The organism is Noviherbaspirillum malthae (assembly GCF_015352985.1).
In the GTDB taxonomy this organism is placed as follows: domain Bacteria; phylum Pseudomonadota; class Gammaproteobacteria; order Burkholderiales; family Burkholderiaceae_D; genus Noviherbaspirillum; species Noviherbaspirillum malthae.
Genome location: NZ_JACYXF010000060.1, coordinates 1 through 19,255 on the forward strand (window position 1 = coordinate 1; position 19,255 = coordinate 19,255).

The 19,255-nt window shown below is 60.6% G+C and carries 15 protein-coding genes; 10 read left to right on the top strand and 5 right to left on the bottom strand.

Annotation, left to right across the window (positions count from 1 at the left end; translation table 11 throughout):
- Positions 1-1,054 precede the first annotated feature (1,054 nt).
- The 3 genes from IGW03_RS30320 to IGW03_RS30330 all read left to right on the top strand — a co-directional run bounded on the left by IGW03_RS30320 (position 1,055) and on the right by IGW03_RS30330 (position 4,458).
- Entirely contained in the window at positions 1,055-2,002 is a 948-nt protein-coding gene (locus tag IGW03_RS30320) for a LysR family transcriptional regulator (RefSeq protein WP_194726201.1), read from the top strand.
- A gap of 89 nt (positions 2,003-2,091) precedes the next feature.
- Positions 2,092-2,862, top strand: a complete 771-nt coding sequence (locus IGW03_RS30325) for a class II glutamine amidotransferase (protein ID WP_194726202.1) — start codon at positions 2,092-2,094, stop codon at positions 2,860-2,862.
- Positions 2,863-3,174: 312 nt separating this feature from the next.
- Positions 3,175-4,458, top strand: a complete 1,284-nt coding sequence (locus IGW03_RS30330) for an EAL and HDOD domain-containing protein (RefSeq protein ID WP_194726203.1) — start codon at positions 3,175-3,177, stop codon at positions 4,456-4,458.
- A gap of 78 nt (positions 4,459-4,536) precedes the next feature.
- Here the strand turns inward: IGW03_RS30330 and metH are convergent, their stop codons facing one another.
- The gene (metH, locus tag IGW03_RS30335; RefSeq protein ID WP_194726204.1) at positions 4,537-8,283 is read right to left on the bottom strand and encodes a methionine synthase; all 3,747 of its coding nucleotides are present in this window, start codon (positions 8,281-8,283) and stop codon (positions 4,537-4,539) included.
- Positions 8,284-8,611: 328 nt separating this feature from the next.
- On the opposite strand from metH, the gene IGW03_RS30340 reads away from it, so the two are divergent.
- On the top strand, positions 8,612-9,250 hold the full coding sequence (locus IGW03_RS30340; RefSeq protein ID WP_194726205.1) for a cysteine hydrolase family protein: 639 nt from the start codon (positions 8,612-8,614) through the stop codon (positions 9,248-9,250).
- Between the two features lie 22 nt (positions 9,251-9,272).
- Here the strand turns inward: IGW03_RS30340 and fmt are convergent, their stop codons facing one another.
- Both fmt and def read right to left on the bottom strand, forming a co-directional pair.
- Entirely contained in the window at positions 9,273-10,232 is a 960-nt protein-coding gene (gene fmt, locus IGW03_RS30345; protein ID WP_194726206.1) for a methionyl-tRNA formyltransferase, read from the bottom strand.
- 106 nt (positions 10,233-10,338) lie between these two features.
- Positions 10,339-10,872 (bottom strand): peptide deformylase, encoded by a 534-nt coding sequence (gene def / locus IGW03_RS30350; protein WP_194726207.1) that lies wholly within the window; start codon positions 10,870-10,872, stop codon positions 10,339-10,341.
- 182 nt (positions 10,873-11,054) lie between these two features.
- On the opposite strand from def, the gene IGW03_RS30355 reads away from it, so the two are divergent.
- The 4 genes from IGW03_RS30355 (at position 11,055) to IGW03_RS30370 (ending at position 16,899) form a co-directional block, all read left to right on the top strand.
- Positions 11,055-12,173 carry a LysM peptidoglycan-binding domain-containing protein gene (locus IGW03_RS30355; RefSeq protein WP_194726208.1) on the top strand — a complete coding sequence of 373 codons (1,119 nt, stop codon included), beginning with the start codon at positions 11,055-11,057 and terminating at the stop codon, positions 12,171-12,173.
- 13 nt (positions 12,174-12,186) lie between these two features.
- The gene (dprA, locus tag IGW03_RS30360; protein WP_194726209.1) at positions 12,187-13,320 is read left to right on the top strand and encodes a DNA-processing protein DprA; all 1,134 of its coding nucleotides are present in this window, start codon (positions 12,187-12,189) and stop codon (positions 13,318-13,320) included.
- A gap of 211 nt (positions 13,321-13,531) precedes the next feature.
- Complete coding sequence (locus IGW03_RS30365) at positions 13,532-14,008, top strand: Smg family protein (protein WP_194726210.1); 477 nt, start codon at positions 13,532-13,534, stop codon at positions 14,006-14,008.
- Positions 14,009-14,250: 242 nt separating this feature from the next.
- The gene (locus tag IGW03_RS30370) at positions 14,251-16,899 is read left to right on the top strand and encodes a DNA topoisomerase III (RefSeq protein WP_194726211.1); all 2,649 of its coding nucleotides are present in this window, start codon (positions 14,251-14,253) and stop codon (positions 16,897-16,899) included.
- Between the two features lie 63 nt (positions 16,900-16,962).
- Here IGW03_RS30370 and IGW03_RS30375 read toward each other — a convergent pair whose 3' ends face one another.
- Complete coding sequence (locus IGW03_RS30375) at positions 16,963-17,421, bottom strand: GFA family protein (protein WP_194726212.1); 459 nt, start codon at positions 17,419-17,421, stop codon at positions 16,963-16,965.
- 268 nt (positions 17,422-17,689) lie between these two features.
- Here IGW03_RS30375 and IGW03_RS30380 point away from each other — a divergent pair, with 268 nt between their 5' ends.
- Together IGW03_RS30380 and IGW03_RS30385 are read left to right on the top strand one after the other, a co-directional pair.
- Complete coding sequence (locus IGW03_RS30380) at positions 17,690-17,902, top strand: glycine zipper 2TM domain-containing protein (protein WP_194726213.1); 213 nt, start codon at positions 17,690-17,692, stop codon at positions 17,900-17,902.
- Positions 17,903-18,225: 323 nt separating this feature from the next.
- Positions 18,226-18,558, top strand: coding sequence for a hypothetical protein (locus IGW03_RS30385; protein ID WP_194726214.1), 333 nt, complete (start codon positions 18,226-18,228; stop codon positions 18,556-18,558).
- A 204-nt stretch (positions 18,559-18,762) separates the two neighbouring features.
- Here the strand turns inward: IGW03_RS30385 and IGW03_RS30390 are convergent, their stop codons facing one another.
- Positions 18,763-19,254: a methylated-DNA--[protein]-cysteine S-methyltransferase gene (locus IGW03_RS30390; RefSeq protein ID WP_194726215.1), complete on the bottom strand. Its 492-nt coding sequence runs from the start codon at positions 19,252-19,254 to the stop codon at positions 18,763-18,765.
- Position 19,255: the final 1 nt, after the last annotated feature.

Genomic DNA, 19,255 nt, shown 5'->3' on the forward strand with positions numbered 1-19,255 from the left:
TCCTGCTCCGACAGCGTGATTTCCGCTTTCTTTGGACGTCCGCGTTCCATGGCCACACTCCTGTTTCAGCAGCATAGCCAATAGACACTTCAATTTATATAAAGTTATTTGCGGGACACCACACTAGTTCATCCTTTATATTTCGACGAATCGTGATATTGCTGGCCTATGCAAAGCGATCAGGGTCGACCAACGCCGCTATGTGGCAGGCTCTGGCTTGCCTTCACATAGCAATTCCCAAGCCCGCGCAGCAAACCTTTGATTTATCAAGGTAAATTCGAGATAGCGCAAAAACTCCGTCCAAATGTGTATCACTTTGAATTGCCCTGCAAGGTCGAAGCGTATCGGCCAGGAATGAAAGAAATCCCCTCGGAAATATGGCTGAGATGCATGTTGCAGCGCAGCAGGGAAAGAAATGCCTGCCGGATATTGTTCATCCCGACCGTACTCCAAATGCCTGTTAATCCCGGTAATTTACGGACAATCCGGTACAGGATCCGAACGAACTTTTGTAAAAGCTCTTCTCGCAAAGCCAGCCATTCGTTTGTCAGGACGATTACGTTGCTTGTCCAAATATGTAAAGCGACAAATTTTCACGATGAAAAGGCTGAATCGCCACTTCACCTCCTGAATAAAAAAACCCGCCACTACTGCTTGACGCAGATAGTGACGGGAACCGGAGAGGGATAGCAGCCTCGCGCAAATGACACACAAATGACAGCCAGACTGCACTGAACAAAAATATTCACGACCGGAGGTGCAGAAACTGCGCCTCCGGCAGATGTCCTGAAAAGACATCGCAAGACCTGTGCCGGATGGTGCAAGAGCTTGATTCTTCGGATGTATTTGCGGGCAAGAGAAAAAACCCCGGGTAATCCGTCCGAGTATGTACAAGCCCTGCATCAACGTTGCCGGAAGCGGATCCATGGATGGGGCCGTGCACGGAAGGCTCGAGAACAAATCCGCATCAAGCACAACATTGGTTTGCAAAGCACGCAAGAGTACCCAATAATTTAAAGTTACTATTTACGCAGCAGGAATAATGGGGGCATGAATGGATCGTCTGCAGTCAATGCGGGTTTTTGCGAAGGTCGTGGAACAAGGCAGCTTCGCGCGCGCCGCACAGGCGCTGGAGCTGTCCAATGCGGTCGTGACCAGGCATGTCGCCGACCTTGAGGAACATCTCGGCACAAGACTGCTGAACCGCACGACGCGCAAGCTCTCGCTGACGGAAACCGGGCATGCCTATCTCGAGCGCGTGCTGCAGATCCTGCAGGAAGTGGAGGATGCGGAAGCCATCGCCTCGGCACAGTCCAAAAAGCCGAGCGGCATCCTGCGCATCTATTCGCATCTGGGCTTCGGGCAGCAGCAGCTTGCCCAGCTGCTGCCGGCGTACGCAAGCCAATATCCGGACGTGACACTTGATGTAACACTTTCGGACAGAACGGTCGACCTCGTCGAAGATCGCTTTGATGTCGGCATCTTCATCGATTTCCAGAAATTTGACTCCAGCATGATCGCCCGTCAGCTGGCAGTTTCCGAAGCTCTGCTGTGCGCTTCTCCGGATTACGTGAAGCGGCATGGTGCGCCGGAAGAACTGGACGACATTTCGCGCCATTCCTGCCTGAATTTTTCATATGAACAACTGCGCCATCACTGGCCGGTCAAGGACATGGAAGGCAATACCATCAACATTCCCGTAACCGGCAAGGTCGTTTCCAACAACGGCGACCTGCTGCGCCATTGTGCGCTTGCCGGCATGGGCATCACGATCCGGCCCTCCTTTGCCCTCGGCGACGATCTTGCGGCCGGGCGGCTTGTGCGCTTGCTGCCCGATCATCATCTCGGACAGCTTCCCGTGATGCTGGTCTATCCGAGCAGGCGGCTGCTGTCGGCCAAGGTCCGCACTTTCGTGGATTTCATGGCGCGCCAGTTTCCTCGACCGGAAGAAGATCCGTGGCAGTCGCGGGCCATGCAGCAGGGCCTGCGGGCAGCGGTCTGAAAGGCGCGCACGGAATTTCCGCCCTGCTGCGGTTGTCCTGAACATGGTATGTTGTCGCAATCAACCATTCCATTTATCTCTTTTCATTCATGTGCCAGCTTCTTGGAATGAATTGCAATGTCCCGACCGACATTGTGTTCAGCTTTACCGGTTTTGCCACGCGGGGCGGTCGCACCGACGTCCATCACGACGGCTGGGGCATCGCCTTCTTCGAAGGCGCGGGGGTACGCCATTTCGTCGACCATGAGGCGGCCATTGCCTCCCCCGTCGCGGAGCTGATCAAGCGCTGGCCGATCAAGTCCAAGAACGTGATCGCGCACATCCGCAAGGCGACCCAAGGCAAGATCGCCCTCGAAAACTGCCATCCTTTCGTGCGGGAATTGTGGGGACGCTACTGGGTCTTTGCCCATAACGGCGACCTCAAGAATTTTGCGCCGGAGCTGAACGGTGCCTTCCGTCCGGTGGGCTGCACCGACAGCGAAATGGCATTCTGCTACCTGCTGCAGGAAATGCGCCGGCGTTTCGGCGGCACGCCCCCCTCGCTTCCCGACCTGACTGCCGCCCTGCGCGAGCTCACCGCGGAAATCGCTTCCCACGGCGCATTCAACATGATGCTGTCCGATGGCACGGCCCTGTTCGCGCACTGCTCGACCAACCTGCACTACATCGTGCGCAAGTACCCGTTCGCCATGGCCAAGCTGGCCGACGAGGACATGACAGTCGATTTTTCCCAAGTCACCACGCCCAATGACCGGGTCGCGGTCATCGTCACGGCGCCGCTGACCGACAACGAGACATGGACACAATTCGCACAGGGCGAGATGAAGGTTTTCGTCGAGGGAGAGCCTGTTTCTCTGTGACTCCGCCGCCAGGTTTCGCCGTGGATCCGCACCTGAACTGCCATTGCCCGCATGAAACCTGCACTGCACAATCGAAAGTTGCGCCGCGGCAATTAAAAATAGGCTAGAGTGTTTACGAAGTAATTCAGGCTATTCAGTGACGGCTTGCTCAGGCAATACAAGTGCGAAGAGGCCGTATGCGTCGGCTCCCGACCAACGTGACGGGGATTCCTGCGAGGAAAAGGACGGTGACCCATACGACCTGTGCGCATTTTTCTGGCGGCATGCTGGCCCACGGTGCAATATGACTCCAACAAGGCGAGACCACACGCAATGATTGCCAATCTCATGCCCAACGACAGCCCGGCGATTCCGCTGCGCGTCCGTGAATTCTTCCTCGCCCGCCAACCCATTCTGGACCGCAACCAGTCGCTGGTTGCCTACGAACTCCTGTTCAGGAATGCCGCCAGCGGTCCGGCGCGCTTCACCAGCGACCTTTCCGCGACCGCATCGGTCATTGCCCATACCTCCCAGTTGGGCATGGAAAAAGTCGTCGGCGAGTCGCTCGGCTACATCAATGTCGACGCCGCCGTGCTGATGAGCGATATCTTCCAGTTCCTGCCGCGCGAAAAGGTGGTGCTGGAAATCGTGGAGACCGTGAAGGTGACGCCGGAGATCTTCGACCGCGTCTCGCAGCTGGTCAAGGCCGGCTTCCGCTTCGCGCTCGACGATGTCATCACCGACGGCGAAGATGTGCGCAAGCTGCTGCCGCTGGTGGAGATCGTCAAGTTCGACCTGCGCGACATGCCCTTGTCGGCCCTGCTCAAGCTGACCGCGCAGTTCAAGGCCGCCGGCAAGAAGCTGCTCGCCGAGAAAGTGGAAACGCCGGACCAGTTCAAGACCTGCCTCGATCTCGGCTTCGATTATTTCCAGGGCTACTATTTCGCCAAACCGCTCATTCTGAGCGGCAAGAAGCTGTCGCCGTCGCAGCTGGCGATCATGCACCTGATGAACCAGGTCCGCTCCGACGCCGACAATGCGGCCATCGAAAGCAGCGTCAAGAAGGACGTCACGCTGTGCTTCAACCTGCTGCGACTCGTCAACACGCCTGCCATCGGTGCACGGCGGCGCATCGACTCCGTCAGCCAGGCGCTCATGCTGCTCGGCCGCAGCCAGCTGCAGCGCTGGCTGCAGATCATGCTGTATGCCGAGCCGTGCAAGAAGGGCCACAACATGACGCCGCTGCTGACGCTCGCAGCCACCCGGGGTAAGCTGCTGGAGCTGATTGCGCAGCAGGTCGATCCGCGCAACCGCGCCATGGCGGATACGGCGTTCACCGTCGGCATCATGTCGCTGATGGATACCCTGTTCAGCATGCCGATGGCCCAGATCCTGGAACAGGTGTCGGTGGTGGAGGAAGTCAGCGAGGCCCTGCTGCATCGCACCGGCCCCTTCGGCGAAATGCTGCGCCTGGCCGAGCACATGGAACGTGTGGAAGAAGCCGGCACGATGCTGGACGATCTCATCCTGCATTTCCAGCTGTCGGATCACGACCTCTACAACCTGCAGGTCTCGGCCTTCGAATGGGGCGACAACGTGGCGCGCAGCGCCTGCTGAAACCGATCAGCCAGCTTCATTGAGTCCAGGCTTTCCGCATCGCGCGCCTGGACCTTCCCTTTTCCCTTCTTCCCTGCATCAGGAAAGATTCGGCGCCAGCCAGCGCTCCAGGTCTTCCTTGCTCGCCCCGCGCCGCTGCGCCATGTCGTCTACCTGATCCTCGCCGATCTTGCCGACCACGAAGTACTTCGACTCCGGATGAGCGAAGTAGAAGCCCGAGACGGAAGCGCCCGGGAACATCGCAAACGACTCGGTGACGCGCATGCCGACCTCTTCGGCCTGCAGCACTTCGAACATGTCGGCCTTGACCGTGTGTTCCGGGCAGGCCGGATAACCGGGCGCGGGACGGATGCCGCGGTAGGCTTCCTTGATCAGTTCCTCGTTGCTCAGCTTTTCCTCGGGCGCATAGCCCCACAGGTCCTTGCGCACCCGCTCGTGCAGATGCTCGGCGAAGGCTTCGGCCAGGCGGTCGGCGAGCGACTTGAGCATGATGCTGCTGTAGTCGTCATGCGCATCCTCGAAGCGCTTCTCATGTTTCTCGATGCCGATGCCGGCGGTCACCGCGAACAGGCCGATGTAGTCGGCGATGCCGGACGACTTGGGCGCGATGAAATCGGCCAGGCACTGGTTCGGGCGGGCGACGCCGTCGATCACCGGCTTGGCCGTCTGCTGGCGCACGCCGTAATAGGTGAACGCCACCTTGGTGCGCGACTCGTCGGTATAGATCTCGATGTCGTCATCGTTGACCGTATTCGCCGGCAGCAGCGCGATCACGCCGTTGGCGGTCAGCCAGCGGCCTTCGATCAGCTTCTTCAGCATGGCCTGGCCTTCCTCGTAGACCTTGCTGGCCTGCTCGCCCACCACCTCGTCCTTCAGGATGGCGGGGAACGGTCCGGCCAGGTCCCAAGTCTGGAAGAACGGGCCCCAGTCGATGTACTGCGCCAGCGCGGCCAGGTCGTAGTTCTTGAATACCCGGCGGCCGATGAACTTCGGCTTGACCGGCGCGAATTCGAGCTTCGTCTTGTTCGCGCGCGCCTCGGCCAGCGTCACCATCGGCACCGCCTTCTTGTTCGCATGCTGTTCGCGGATGCGCTCGTAGTCTGTCTTGATTTCCTCGATATAGCGGTCGCGCTGCTCCTGCGTCAGCAGCGACTGCGCGACCGAGACCGAACGCGAGGCGTCCGGCACGTAGACCACCGGGCCTTCATAGTTGGGTGCGATCTTCACCGCGGTATGCGCGCGGCTGGTGGTGGCGCCGCCGATCAGCAGCGGAATCTTCAGCATGCGGAAATGCTCGTCGCGCTGCATTTCCTTGGCCACGTAAGCCATTTCTTCCAGCGAGGGCGTAATCAGCCCCGACAGGCCGATGATGTCGGCATTCTCGGCCTTGGCCTTGGCCAGGATTTCCGAGCACGGCACCATCACGCCCATGTTGACGACTTCGAAGTTGTTGCACTGGAGGACCACCGACACGATGTTCTTGCCGATGTCGTGCACGTCGCCCTTGACGGTGGCGATGACGATCTTGCCCTTGGGCTTGGCAGCGATGCCAGTCCTCTCTTCTTCCAGTCGCTTTTCTTCCTCGATGAAGGGAATCAGGTGGGCGACCGCCTGCTTCATCACGCGCGCCGACTTCACCACCTGCGGCAGGAACATCTTGCCCTGGCCGAACAGGTCGCCGACGATGTTCATGCCGTCCATCAGCGGACCTTCGATCACATTGATCGGACGGCCGCCGCTGGCGGCGATCATCGCGCGCGCTTCCTCGGTATCCTCGACGATCCACTGGGTGATGCCGTGCACCAGCGCATGCGCCAGGCGCTTTTCCACCGGATCGCTGCGCCACTCCAGGTTCTGCTCTTCCTTCTTGCCGCCGGCTTTCAGCGTGGCGGCAAACTCGATCATGCGCTCGGTCGCATCCTCGCGGCGGTTCAGCACCACGTCCTCGACGCGCTCGCGCAGTTCCGGAGCGAGTTCATCATAAACGCCGACCATCCCGGCATTGACGATGCCCATCGTGAGGCCGGCCTTGATCGCGTGATACAAGAAGACGGTATGGATCGCTTCGCGCGCCGGATCGTTGCCGCGGAAGCTGAAGCTCACGTTCGAGACGCCGCCGCTGATCTTGGCATGCGGCAAGTTGTCGCGGATCCAGCGCGTGGCATTGATGAAATCGACCGCGTAGTTGTTGTGCTCCTCAATGCCGGTGGCGATCGCGAAGATGTTCGGGTCGAAAATGATGTCTTCCGGCGGGAAGCCGACTTTCTCGGTCAGCAGCTTGTAGGCGCGCTCGCAGATCTCGATCTTGCGCTCGAAGGTATCGGCCTGGCCGGTTTCGTCGAAGGCCATCACGATGACGGCCGCGCCGTAGCGGCGGCACAGCTTGGCTTGGCGCAGGAATTCCTCCTCGCCTTCCTTCATCGAGATCGAGTTGACCACCGACTTGCCCTGCACGCACTTGAGGCCGGCTTCGATCACCGACCATTTCGACGAGTCGATCATGATCGGCACGCGCGCGATGTCGGGCTCGGACGCGATCAGGTTCAAGAAGCGGGTCATCGCGGCGATAGAATCCAGCATCGCCTCGTCCATGTTGATGTCGATGATCTGCGCGCCGTTCTCCACCTGCTGCCGCGCGACCGACAGCGCCTCGTCATACTGCTCGTTGAGGATCATGCGGGCGAAGGCCTTGGAGCCGGTGACGTTGGTGCGTTCGCCGACGTTGACGAACAGCGAATCCTCGTCGATGACGAAAGGCTCGAGGCCGGACAGCTTCATCGTCGGCGACGAGACGGGCAGCATGCGCGGGGGCAGCTTGCCGACCGAATCGGCGATCGCCTTGATGTGGGCCGGCGTGGTGCCGCAGCAGCCGCCGGCGATATTGACGAAGCCGCTCTCGGCGAAGTCCTTGAGCAGGGAAGACGTAATGTCCGGAGTTTCGTCGAAGCCGGTGTCGGCCATCGGGTTGGGCAGGCCGGCATTCGGATAGACGGAGATGAAGGTGTCGGCGATCTTCGACAGTTCTTCCGCATAGGGCCGCATCAGCGCCGCGCCGAGCGCGCAGTTGAGGCCGACCGACAAGGGTCTTGCGTGACGCACCGAATGCCAGAAAGCGGCCACCGTCTGGCCGGACAGGATGCGGCCGGAGGCGTCGGTGACGGTGCCGGAAATCATGATCGGCAGGCGCTTGCCGGTTTCTTCGAAATAGGTGTCGATGGCGAACAGCGCCGCCTTGCAGTTGAGCGTATCGAAGATGGTTTCGACCAGCAGCACGTCGGCGCCGCCGTCGACCAGGCCGCGGGTCTGCTCAAGATAAGCCTCGACCAGCTGGTCGAAGGTGATGTTGCGGGCCGCAGGGTCGTTGACGTCGGGCGAGATGGATGCGGTCTTCGGCGTCGGGCCGAGCGCGCCGGCGACGAAGCGCGGCTTGTCGGCGGTCGAATACTTGTCGCAGGCCGCGCGTGCCAGCTTGGCGGCGGCCACGTTCATTTCATAGGCGAGATGACCAAGGTGGTAATCGTCCTGGGCCACGCTGGTGGCACCGAAGGTATTGGTTTCGATCAGGTCGGCGCCGGCGGCGAGATACTGCTCGTGGATCTCGCTGATGACCTTCGGCTGGGTAAGCACCAGCAGGTCGTTGTTGCCCTTGATGAACAATTCCTTGCCGGGCACGGAGAAGTCGGCGAAACGCGCGCCGCGGTAGTCCTCCTCGCTCAGCTTGTATTGCTGGATCATGGTGCCCATCGCGCCGTCGAGAATCAGGATGCGCTGGGACAGCAGATCGCGCAATAGCGCTTCGGTGGAGGAGATGGCGTCGCGTTTCATGGTTTCCCTTCAAAGCAAAAAACCCGGCCTGCAAAGCGGGACCGGGTTCAACGTCCGCTTTAGCTGCATTTTTAACGGGACTTGACCCTGGCGCCCGCAAGCTGGGTTTTGACTTTTTCCAATCAAATCGGCGCCAAAAAATTATACGTGAAATCAATATCTTGAGTAAGCCGCAATCGGCGTACGGCGGTCTGCCGCTGCGGTTATTGCGCAGAGCTGTGCGGGAATGGAACAAATCTTGTGCAGCCACACCAATGTTGCCTGCAGACGGAATGATTTAGGATGAACGCTCATTTAGCCAATCCCCAAGCCAAAAGGAGACTCCGCCATGACCCATCCCACCATGCGCCGCATCGCCGGTGCCCCAGCCACCAGCCGGCTCGACGCCGCCACGACTGCACTGATCGTCATCGATTTCCAGCAGGAATATTTTGAAGGCGGCAAGCTGCCGATTCCCGACGGCCGCTCGGCGCTCGACAAGGCCCGCGAACTGGTCGCCTTTGCCGACCGCAGCGGCATCAGGGTGTTTCATGTTCAGCATGTCGGCGCCAGCGGCGGGCCGCTGTTCGCCGCCGATGGTGCGTCATCGGCATTCCACCAGGACATCCTGCCGCAGCCGCACCATGAACAGGTGCGCAAGACCACCGCAAGCAGCTTTGCCAGCACCGACCTGCATGCACGCCTGCAGGGCCAGGGAATCAAGACACTCATTATCTGCGGGCTGATGACGCATATGTGCGTTTCGACCACGGCGCGCGATGCACGGCCGCTCGGCTACCAGGTCATCGTCGCGGCCGACGCCAGCGCGACACGCGACATCGATGCCTGGGATGGCGGCGTTGTCGGGCATGCCGAGCTGCACCGGGCAGCGCTGACCGAAATCAGCGACAGTTTCGGCGAAATCCTGCGCACGGCGGATATTCTCGCGCTGCCGGTCGCTGCGGACAATAACGCCAAGGCGGCCTGAACCCGCGGGGCGCTGCGGCACATCAGCGGAAGCGCCCGCCCTCCAGCGGAAATCCTTTCAGGAACTCGGCAGCGGGCAGGCGCTTGCTGCCCGGCTTCTGCAGTTCGCGTATGCGCAAGGCGCCGCTGCCGCAGGCAACGACCACGCCTTCCTGCGCATTGGCCGCCAGCACCTGGCCGGGTTCGGCAGACGAATCCGACTCGACCAGTGCGGCGCGCCAGAACTTGACGGGAATGTCATTGAAATGAGCGACGGCGCCGGGAAACGGGTTGAAGGCGCGTATCTTCCGATGCAGCACGGCCGCAGGCTGGCTTAGATCCAACGCCGCTTCTTCCTTGGCAATCTTGGCTGCATAAGTCACGCCCTCATCCGGCTGCGGCGTCGCCGGCGGCAGGCTGCCCTGCTGCTTCAACCGGTTCATCACATCGACGATCATCCTGCCGCCCATGGCGGCAAGCCGGTCATGCAACTCGCCGGTGGTCGTCCCGGCATCGATGGGCATGCTCTCCATTGCCAGCATCGGCCCGGTGTCCAGCCCTTCCTCCATCTGCATGATGGTGATGCCTGTCTCGGCATCGCCGGACTCGATCGCCCGGTGAATCGGCGCCGCGCCGCGCCAGCGCGGCAGCAGCGAGGCATGGATGTTGATGCAGCCGTGGCGGGGAATGTCAAGCACGCTGCGCGGCAGGATCAAACCGTAGGCTGCGACGACCATCACGTCATGCGGCGTGGATTGCAGCAGCGCATGCGCCTCCTTCGCCACATCCGGATACTTGCCGTCCAGGCGTAGGGAAACCGGCTGGGCCACGGGAATGCCGCGCGCCGCCGCAAACTGCTTGACGGGTGATGCATGCATCTGCATGCCGCGTCCGGCGGGCCGGTCCGGCTGGGTCAGGACAAGCGGAACGTCGAAGCCTGCGGCATGCAGGGCCTCCAGGGCGGTGGCGGCGAATTCGGGAGTGCCGGCGAAGATGATTTTCATGGGCTGGAAGCGGGATGATTGCGGAAGCCGGCGCCGGCAGGTGAAGAAAGAAACGGCGCCGCATTCCGGGCGCCGCGTTGTTCAGCAAGACCAGCGGATCAACAGATCAGCGTGCGGCGACTTTCTTCTTGTCGCGGTTGAGCTCTCGCTCTTCTTTCAGCAGCTTGGTCTTGATGCGGTTGCGCTTGAGCGGCGACAGGTATTCGACGAAGACCTTGCCCTTGAGGTGATCCATTTCATGCTGGATGCAGACCGCGAGCAGCCCGTCCGCTTCGATCTCGAAGGGCTTGCCCTCCAGGTCGAGCGCGCGCACCTTCACCCTCGACGGCCGTTCGACGCCGTCATAGATGCCGGGCACCGACAGGCATCCTTCGTCATAGACCTGCTTTTCCTCGCTCGCCCAGACGATCTCGGGGTTGATGAACACCTGCAACGCATCATGCGCGTCGGAAGTATCGATGACGATCAGCTGTTCGTGAACGTCGATCTGCGTCGCAGCCAGGCCGATGCCCGGCGCGTCGTACATGGTCTCGGCCATGTCGGCGGCCAGCTTCTTCAAGCGCTCGTCGAAGACCGTTACGGGTTTGGCGACCTTGTGCAGGCGCGGATCGGGGTAACGCAAAATATTCAGTAGGGACATACGGCTTTTGTGCAACAGACCCGTTGTAACGGGGTGTCGATTCTCTTGCTAGTTCAAGGATTTATGTGCAGAATTTGATTCAATTTGGCAAGTTATGGCCAAGTAATCATTTACAGCTTGGCAACATGCCGTGGCAAAGACACAAGAAGAAAAACATGCGCCACGTTTCATTGGATCGATCTATGAAAAAGTTTAGCACAGCAGCTCTTCTCCTCGCATTCGCATCGGCTTCCGGCGCGCATGCCGCCGGGGAAACAACAATGTCTCCGCGCTGTGCTTTCCTGCCAAATGCGCCGGATCAGCACACCGTCGTGCGCGGCGACACGCTTTGGGACATTTCCGGCAAATTCCTTCAGCATCCCTGGTGCTGGCCGCAGGTCTGGGGCATGAACCGCGACGAGATCCGCAATCCGCACTGGATCTACCCCGGCCAGACCGTCTATCTCGACCGCGCCTCGGGCAAGCTGCGCCTCGGCAGCCCGGTTGGCCAGGGTAATCAGGGCAATGCCGACGGCGTGCCGACGGTGCGCCTGTCGCCGCAGCTTCGTACCGAAGGACTTGGACAGGACGCCGTCCCCGCAATTCCCTCGAGCGTGATCGAGCCCTTCCTGTCGCAGCCGCTGGTCGTCGCCGAAGGTGAACTCAAGGATGCGCCGCGCATCATGGCAACCGATGAAAGCCGGGTCATCCTTGGCAAGAACGACAAGGCCTTCGTGCGCGGCGATCTCAAGTCCGGCACCTCCTTCCAGGTATTTCGTCCCGGCACGCCGCTCAAGGACCCGGTCAGCCGCGAGGTCATCGGCTATGAAGCGGCCTATCTCGGCACCGTCAAGCTGGAGCGTGCGGCGCAGGCGGCCAATGAAGCCCACGTCTTCCGTGTCGTTACCGTGAAGGAAGAAATGGGCGTGGGCGACCGACTGCTGCCGGTACCACCCGCTCCCATCCTGAACTACGTGCCCCATCCGCCGGAAAAACCGGTCGATGCCCGCATCGTCTCCGTATATGGGGGCGTTTCGCAGGCAGGCCAGAACCAGATTGTAACGGTCAACCGCGGCAGCAAGGATGGCATCGATCTCGGCACGGTGCTCGAGCTTTACCGCTACGGCCAGGTCGTGACCGACCGTACCGAAAAAGGCTCCGTCTTCTCGGTCGGCTCCTGGGGCAAGCCCAAGGTGAAGCTGCCGGACAACCAGTACGGCAGCCTGTTCATCTTCAGGATTTTCGACAACATTTCCTACGGCCTGGTCATGCAGGTGACCGATACGGTGCAGGTCGGCGACGTCGCCAAATCGCCGGAATAATTTGACACCGTTGATGCTGTCATCCTCGCAAGCCCAGGAACTGGGGTACTGGATCAGGCTGGTGGAGACACCCGGCGTGGGCAACCAGACCGGCCGCAAGCTGCTCGCGGCTTTCGGCTCGCCGCAAGCGGTCTTCGAAGCCGATTTCCATGCGCTGGCGCAATGGGTGGCGCCGCGCATCGCCGATGCGCTGGCGACTCCGGTCACCGCTGCCCTGCAGGCGCAGATCGACAAGACGCTGGAGTGGGCGAACCAGTCCGGCAACCAGATGCTGACTTTGGGTGATGGCTGCTATCCCAAGACGCTGCTGGATATTTCCGATCCGCCGCTGGTGCTGTATGCGAAGGGGCGTACCGATCTGCTGAATGCGCCCGCCGTCGCCGTTGTCGGCAGCCGCAATGCCACCACGCAAGGTCTCATCAACGCCGAGAAGTTTTCGGAAGCGCTCAGCGAAGCCGGCTTGACCATCATTTCCGGCCTGGCACTGGGCATCGATACCTCGGCCCACCACGGCGGCTTGCGCGGCAAGGGCTCGACCGTGGCCGTCATCGGTACAGGCGCCGACATCGTGTATCCGGCCCGCAACCGCGAACTGGCGCACCGCATCGCCGAGACCGGATGCATTCTCAGTGAATACACGCTCGGCACATCGGCCGTTGCCGCCAATTTCCCGCGGCGCAACCGGATCATTTCCGGATTGGCGCAGGGCGTGCTCGTCGTCGAGGCCGCCGCACGCTCGGGCTCGCTCATTACCGCACGCATGGCCGGCGACCAGGGACGCGACGTCTTCGCCATCCCCGGATCGATCCATTCTCCTCTGGCCAAGGGTTGCCATCTGCTTATTAAACAAGGCGCAAAGCTGGTCGAGTCGGCGCAGGATATTCTTGAGGAGCTGACACACTTCGCACCCGCTCTTCCAGAAATTTCCGTTTCGGCAGTCGAGCGCGAAGAGGAAGCCGATGCAACCGGCGCTCCCGAATGCGCAGTGCTTTCGGCCCTGGGATTCGACCCGGTGCATGTGGACACGCTGGCCGAACGATGCAATATGGGCATTGCCGAGCTGCAATCGGCTTTACTGAATCATGAACTGAATGGCATGGTAGAAATGCTTCCCGGAAGCATCGTACGGCGAGTGGCAACATCCTGAAACCAAAAACTCGCTGTCGGCATTTCCGGATTTCGGATATGCTTGGAACGCAAGACTGCAATATTTATTTGTACTGTCGCTGGCATGGCACCTCTTTTCTTGGCTTTTTCGGTGTCGATATGCAAGAAAAGATGAACACGAGAGTGTCATTTATTCGCAACCAGGTCTTGGCGCGCAGTCGGCGTCACGGCCTTAACGGTACAGTGAAATCATGTTCGACGTTCTCGTTTACCTTTACGAAACCTATTACCGCCCGGAAGCCTGCCCTGACTCGGATGCCCTGGTCAAGAAGCTATCGGCCGTCGGTTTCGACGAAGAAGAAATTTCCAAGGCACTGGGTTGGCTGACCGACCTTGCCGAAACCACCAACGAGTTTTCCGACCGCTATCCGCAGCAAACGGCGTTTTCCTTCGGCATGCGCATCTACGCGCCGCAGGAAATGGATGTGCTGGGCACGGAAACGGTAGGCTTTCTGCAGTTTCTCGAATCAGCCAAGGTCATCGATTCGATCCAGCGCGAAATCATCATTGAACGGGCACTTGCGGCGAGCGACCCCCAGGTATCGCTCGACAAGATCAAGGTGATCGTCCTGATGGTATTGTGGAGCCAGGGCAAGGAACCCGATGGCCTGATCTTCGACGAATTGTTTTCCGACGACGAAGATTCCGAACCGCGCCTGCTGCACTGAATTTCGCTTATCTCTTGTCAAACTAGATCAATATCAACCCGCTGTTGTCGAAAACTCAATCTTTCGCGTGGCGGGTGCCGCTCTTCTCCTTGCTTGCGGATTCTCCCGCAACGCGCTTATCATTGGCCGCTAATTCACCGGATAAGTTGTTATATTAGTAGGGATTGCGTTTGAGCAATCCTGCTCCGGCCGCTTTTCATGCATGACCGCGCGCCTATCCGCGCCACTTTCGAGAATACTTTATGACTAAGACCCTCATCATCGCAGAGAAGCCCTCTGTCGCGAACGATATCGCGAAGGCGCTCGGCGGCTTTACAAAGCACGATGAGTACTTTGAATCCAACGAGTATGTGCTTTCGTCGGCTGTCGGCCATCTGGTCGAAATCGGCGCGCCCGAGGAATACGACGTCAAGCGCGGCAAATGGACATTTACCCATTTGCCGGTGATTCCGCCGCATTTCGCGCTCAACCCGATCGCCAAGACCGAATCGCGCCTGAAGGTGCTGACCAGACTCATCAAGCGCAAGGATGTCACCGGTCTGATCAACGCATGCGACGCGGGCCGTGAAGGCGAACTGATCTTCCGGCTGATCGCCCAGTATGCGAAGGCCAAGCAGCCGATCAGGCGGCTTTGGCTGCAGTCGATGACCCCGGGCGCCATCCGCGACGGCTTCCACCGCCTGCGCGAAGACCAGGAAATGCTGCCGCTGGCCGATGCGGCCCGCTGCCGCAGTGAAGCCGACTGGCTCATCGGCATCAACGGCACGCGCGCCATGACCGCCTTCAACTCGAAGGAAGGCGGCTTTTACCTGACCACCGTCGGCCGGGTGCAGACGCCGACGCTGTCGATCGTGGTCGAGCGCGAGGAGAAGATCAAGAGTTTCGTGCCGCGCGACTATTGGGAAGTGCGCGCCGAATTCATCTGCGCGGCCGGCGTCTATGAAGGCCGCTGGCTCGACACCAAGTTCAAGAAGGACGAAACCGATCCGGAAAAGCGGGCCGAGCGCCTGTGGAGCAAGGCGGCGGCCGAATCCATCGTTGCCGCCTGCCGCGGCAAGCAGGGCACGGTCACCGAGGAATCGAAGCCGGCGACGCAGATCGCTCCGGCCCTGTTCGACCTGACCAGCCTGCAGCGGGAAGCCAATGCCCGCTTCGGCTTTTCCGCCAAGAACACCCTCGGCCTGGCCCAGGCGCTGTATGAGAAGCACAAGGTGCTGACCTATCCGCGTACCGATTCGCGCCACCTGCCGGAAGACTATCTGGCTACCGTGCGGCAGACGCTGGAAGTGGTTGCCGAAAACCATAACTACCAGCAGTTCGCATCGCAGATCCTGAACAAGAACTGGGTCAAGCCCAACAAGCGCATCTTTGACAACAGCAAGATCAGCGACCACTTCGCGATCATCCCGACCACCCAGGCGCCGAAGAACCTGTCGGAGCCGGAACAGAAGCTGTACGACCTGGTGACGCGCCGCTTCATGGCGGTATTCTTCCCGGCGGCCGAGTTCCTGGTCACCACCCGCTACACCGAAGTCTCGGGCCACCAGTTCAAGACCGAAGGCAAGGTGATGACCAATCCCGGCTGGCTGGCGATCTACGGCCGCGAAGCCGCCAACGACGACGACAAGGAAAACGCGGGCACGCTGGTGCCGGTGGCCAAGGGCGAGAAGGTGCAGACCGAGAAGGTCACCGCCAACGGCCTGGTCACGAAACCGCCCGCCCGCTATTCCGAAGCCACGCTGCTGTCGGCCATGGAAGGCGCCGGCAAACTGGTCGACGACGAGGAACTGCGCGAAGCGATGGCCGGCAAGGGGCTGGGCACGCCGGCGACCCGGGCGGCCATCATCGAAGGCCTGCTGAACGAGAAATACCTGCTGCGCGAAGGCCGCGAGATCATTCCGACCGCCAAGGCCTTCCAGCTGATGACCTTGCTGCGCGGCCTCGGCGTCAATGAACTGACGGCGCCGGAGCTGACCGGCGAATGGGAATACAAGCTGTCGCAGATGGAGCGCGGCAGGATCAGCCGCGAGGAGTTCATGCGCGAGATCGCGCAGATGACGCAGATCATCGTCAAGCGCGCGAAGGAATACGACAACGAGACCATTCCCGGCGACTATGCGACGCTGAACACGCCCTGCCCCAACTGCGGCGGCGTGGTGAAGGAAAACTATCGCCGCTTCGCCTGCACCAAGTGCGAATTCTCGATGAGCAAGATTCCCGGCAGCCGCCAGTTCGAAATCGCGGAAGTCGAGGAATTGCTGCAGAAGCGCGAGATCGGTCCGCTGCAGGGTTTCCGCTCGAAGATGGGCCGTCCCTTCGCCGCCATCCTGAAGATCGTGCGCGATGCGGACATCAACAACTTCAAGCTGGAATTCGACTTCGGCCAGAACCAGGACGAGGGCGAGGACGGCGAAGGCGTCGATTTCTCGGAACAGACGCCGCTCGGCGCCTGCCCGAAGTGCAGCAGCGGCGTCTATGAAATGGGACTGGCCTATGTCTGCGAAAAGACCGTCGCCAAACCCAAGGCCTGCGACTTCCGCAGCGGCCGCATCATCCTGCAGCAGGAAATCCTGCCCGAGCAGATGGCCAAACTGCTCAACGACGGCAAGACCGATCTGCTGCCCGGCTTCATTTCGCAGCGCACGCGCCGTCCCTTCAAGGCTTATCTGGTCAAGGACAAGAACGGCAAGGTGAGCTTCGAGTTCGAAGAGCGCAAGGGCAAGGTGCCTGCCAAGGGCAAGGCGGAGGACAAGGACGAAGCGGAAACCGCAGCACCGAAGAAGGCGGCCTCGAAAACGGCCGCCAAGACCGCGGCGACGAAGACTGCCGCGGCCAAGCCCGCCGTCAAGAAGGCAGTCGCCAAGAAAGCGGCGGCCAAGAAGGCAGCCTGACGCACCGCCCATTCCTCTGCTGCATCGCAGGAAACCGAACGGCCTTCATGTTGAAGGCCGTTTTTATTCGACGCTGCGTTGCCGCAATGCGGGTGCGGCCAGCTGTTCGGAGACGTTGATGCGTCCCGGTTCGTGCGTATCGTAGTGAGGCAGGTTGTCGTTGATGGCCGCCCATTCCGGCACGTCGAGGGTGAAGATGTGGGCTGCCGGCGTGGCGTCCACCTCGCTGTCGAGGCTGCCCATGCGCAGCCTCAGCACCGCCGGCTCGGCGTCGCGCCGCGAATAGAGCGGAGTGCCGCAGCTGCGGCAGAAAGCCCGCTTCTTGCCGGGCGACGATTCGTATTCCTGGATCAGGTCTTCTCCCTGCGTCCACCGGAATTTCTCCTTTTCCACCGGCGCGGCAATCACGCCGCCGCCGCCTTGCGCCTTGCGGCAGTCACTGCAATGACAGACCGTGATCGTGCCGAACGCGCCCTCGTATTCATAGCGCACGCCGCCGCACATGCAGCTTCCTTGCATCATGCTCTTCTCCTCTTGCCCGGCCGTTACTTGCCGTTGCTTGCCTTTACTCAGTCATTTCGTCTCTTCCCTCGGTCCCGCTTCTTGAGGGAAATCCTGTACTGGAACTCATGCCAATAATCGGCAGTCGAACGATTGCATTTCCACTATCGTTCCAACGGTGCGCGAAGACACCACCTTCTTGCTGCTTGCTGTTTCAGTCGTCTTCGCGGTGCGGGTACCGCCAGCCTCGTTGGAATACGCAACGTGATCCAACTCACCGGAGGATATTATGAAACAACGTCTATTGATATCGATGATCAGTGCCGTCACGCTCGCCTCGACATTGACCGCATGCGGCACGCCTTCACGCAATACCGTCGGCACCGGCGCGGGCGCAGTCCTTGGCGGTGCGGCCGGCCATGCCATCAGCGGAGGCAGCACACTGGGTACGATCGGCGGCGCAGCCGTGGGCGGCGTGGTCGGCAACCAGATCAGCAAGTAAGCAGTTCCCAAGCTGATCCTTCTCCCGCCCCTCCTTGCCCGAATGCGGACAGGAAAGCGCTTCATCCGCATTCGGCAAGTCCCGCCGTGATCCACGGCGCCTCATTCCCTTGCCTTGAGCCGACCTCAACCGGTTCTTCCGAAGAAGATTGCCGTGCCTCTTCTCACACCTGAATACGCATCAATTTCTTCGCGGTGTAACCAAATGCATCGGTCGGAACTTTCGGTTATTGAAAGATTCTCACACTCGCAGCATGCAATTTTGGCATGAGCTTATCTGCCACATGTTACCGACTATCGATTGATTCCTTAAGGAGAACTCTCATGATGAAGTGGACAATTCCTCTCGTATGCGCAATGGTACTCAGCGCATGCGGCACCTCCGGCATGAATTCAAGCACACGATCCACTAGCAGCTCTCCGAGCGCCACCAGCGGCTCCGGCAGCTATGGCTCCAGCAGCTCGATGGGCTCCTCCAGCAGCGGCGCCACCGGTGCAAGCAGCTCCATGGGCAACGCTTCGGGCGGCAGCGCAATGGGCTCCGGCACCACGCGCGATCCCGGCACAGGCGCAGGTGCAACCGGCAGCTCGGGCACCGGCATCGGTACCGGCACAGGCTCCACGGGCGGTGCAGGCTCCGGCTCCTCCGGCAAGTAAGCGCGACACCGGCAAGACCTTTATTCGAGGCGGGATGCCGGCATCCCGCCTTGTTCCGCCTTGTACCCCTTGAAGCTCAACACTGAAGTTCGAAAGCCCTTCTTTTCCCATCCCCTGCCTGCCTCATATTCCCGTCGGCGCAGTCCCGTGTCCACGGTGTAGCCAAGCGTTTGCGTCGATGCGACGTCGGCTCCCGACTCGCCCTTACGTCAACTTGAACGCATGGCGGCTTTCGAGATCGAGCAGATACCGCTTGCGCGGCAAGCCGCCCGCGAATCCCGACAGAGAACCTGAAGAACCCAGCACCCGATGGCAGGGAACGATAATGGAAATCGGATTCCTGCCGATGGCGGTGCCGGTCGCGCGTATCGCATTCGGCCTGGCGATCCGTTGGGCAATCGACGCATAAGTGGCCGTCGTGCCGAAGCGCAGCGAACGCAGCGCATCCCATACCGCCTGCTGGAAAGGCGTGCCCGACGCATCGAGCGCCAGATCGAAGTCATGCCGTTCGCCGCGAAAATAATCCTCCAGTTGACGCACCGCCGCAATCAGGTGCGGCTGCGCATCATCGCGCTGCCAATTTCCCGGACCTGCGAAATACTTGTGCTCCTCGAAGTAGAGCCCCGTGATACCGCGCGGGCTGGCGGCCAGCAAGAGCGTGCCGAGCGGACTGTCGTATTCGGTATAGCTGATCATG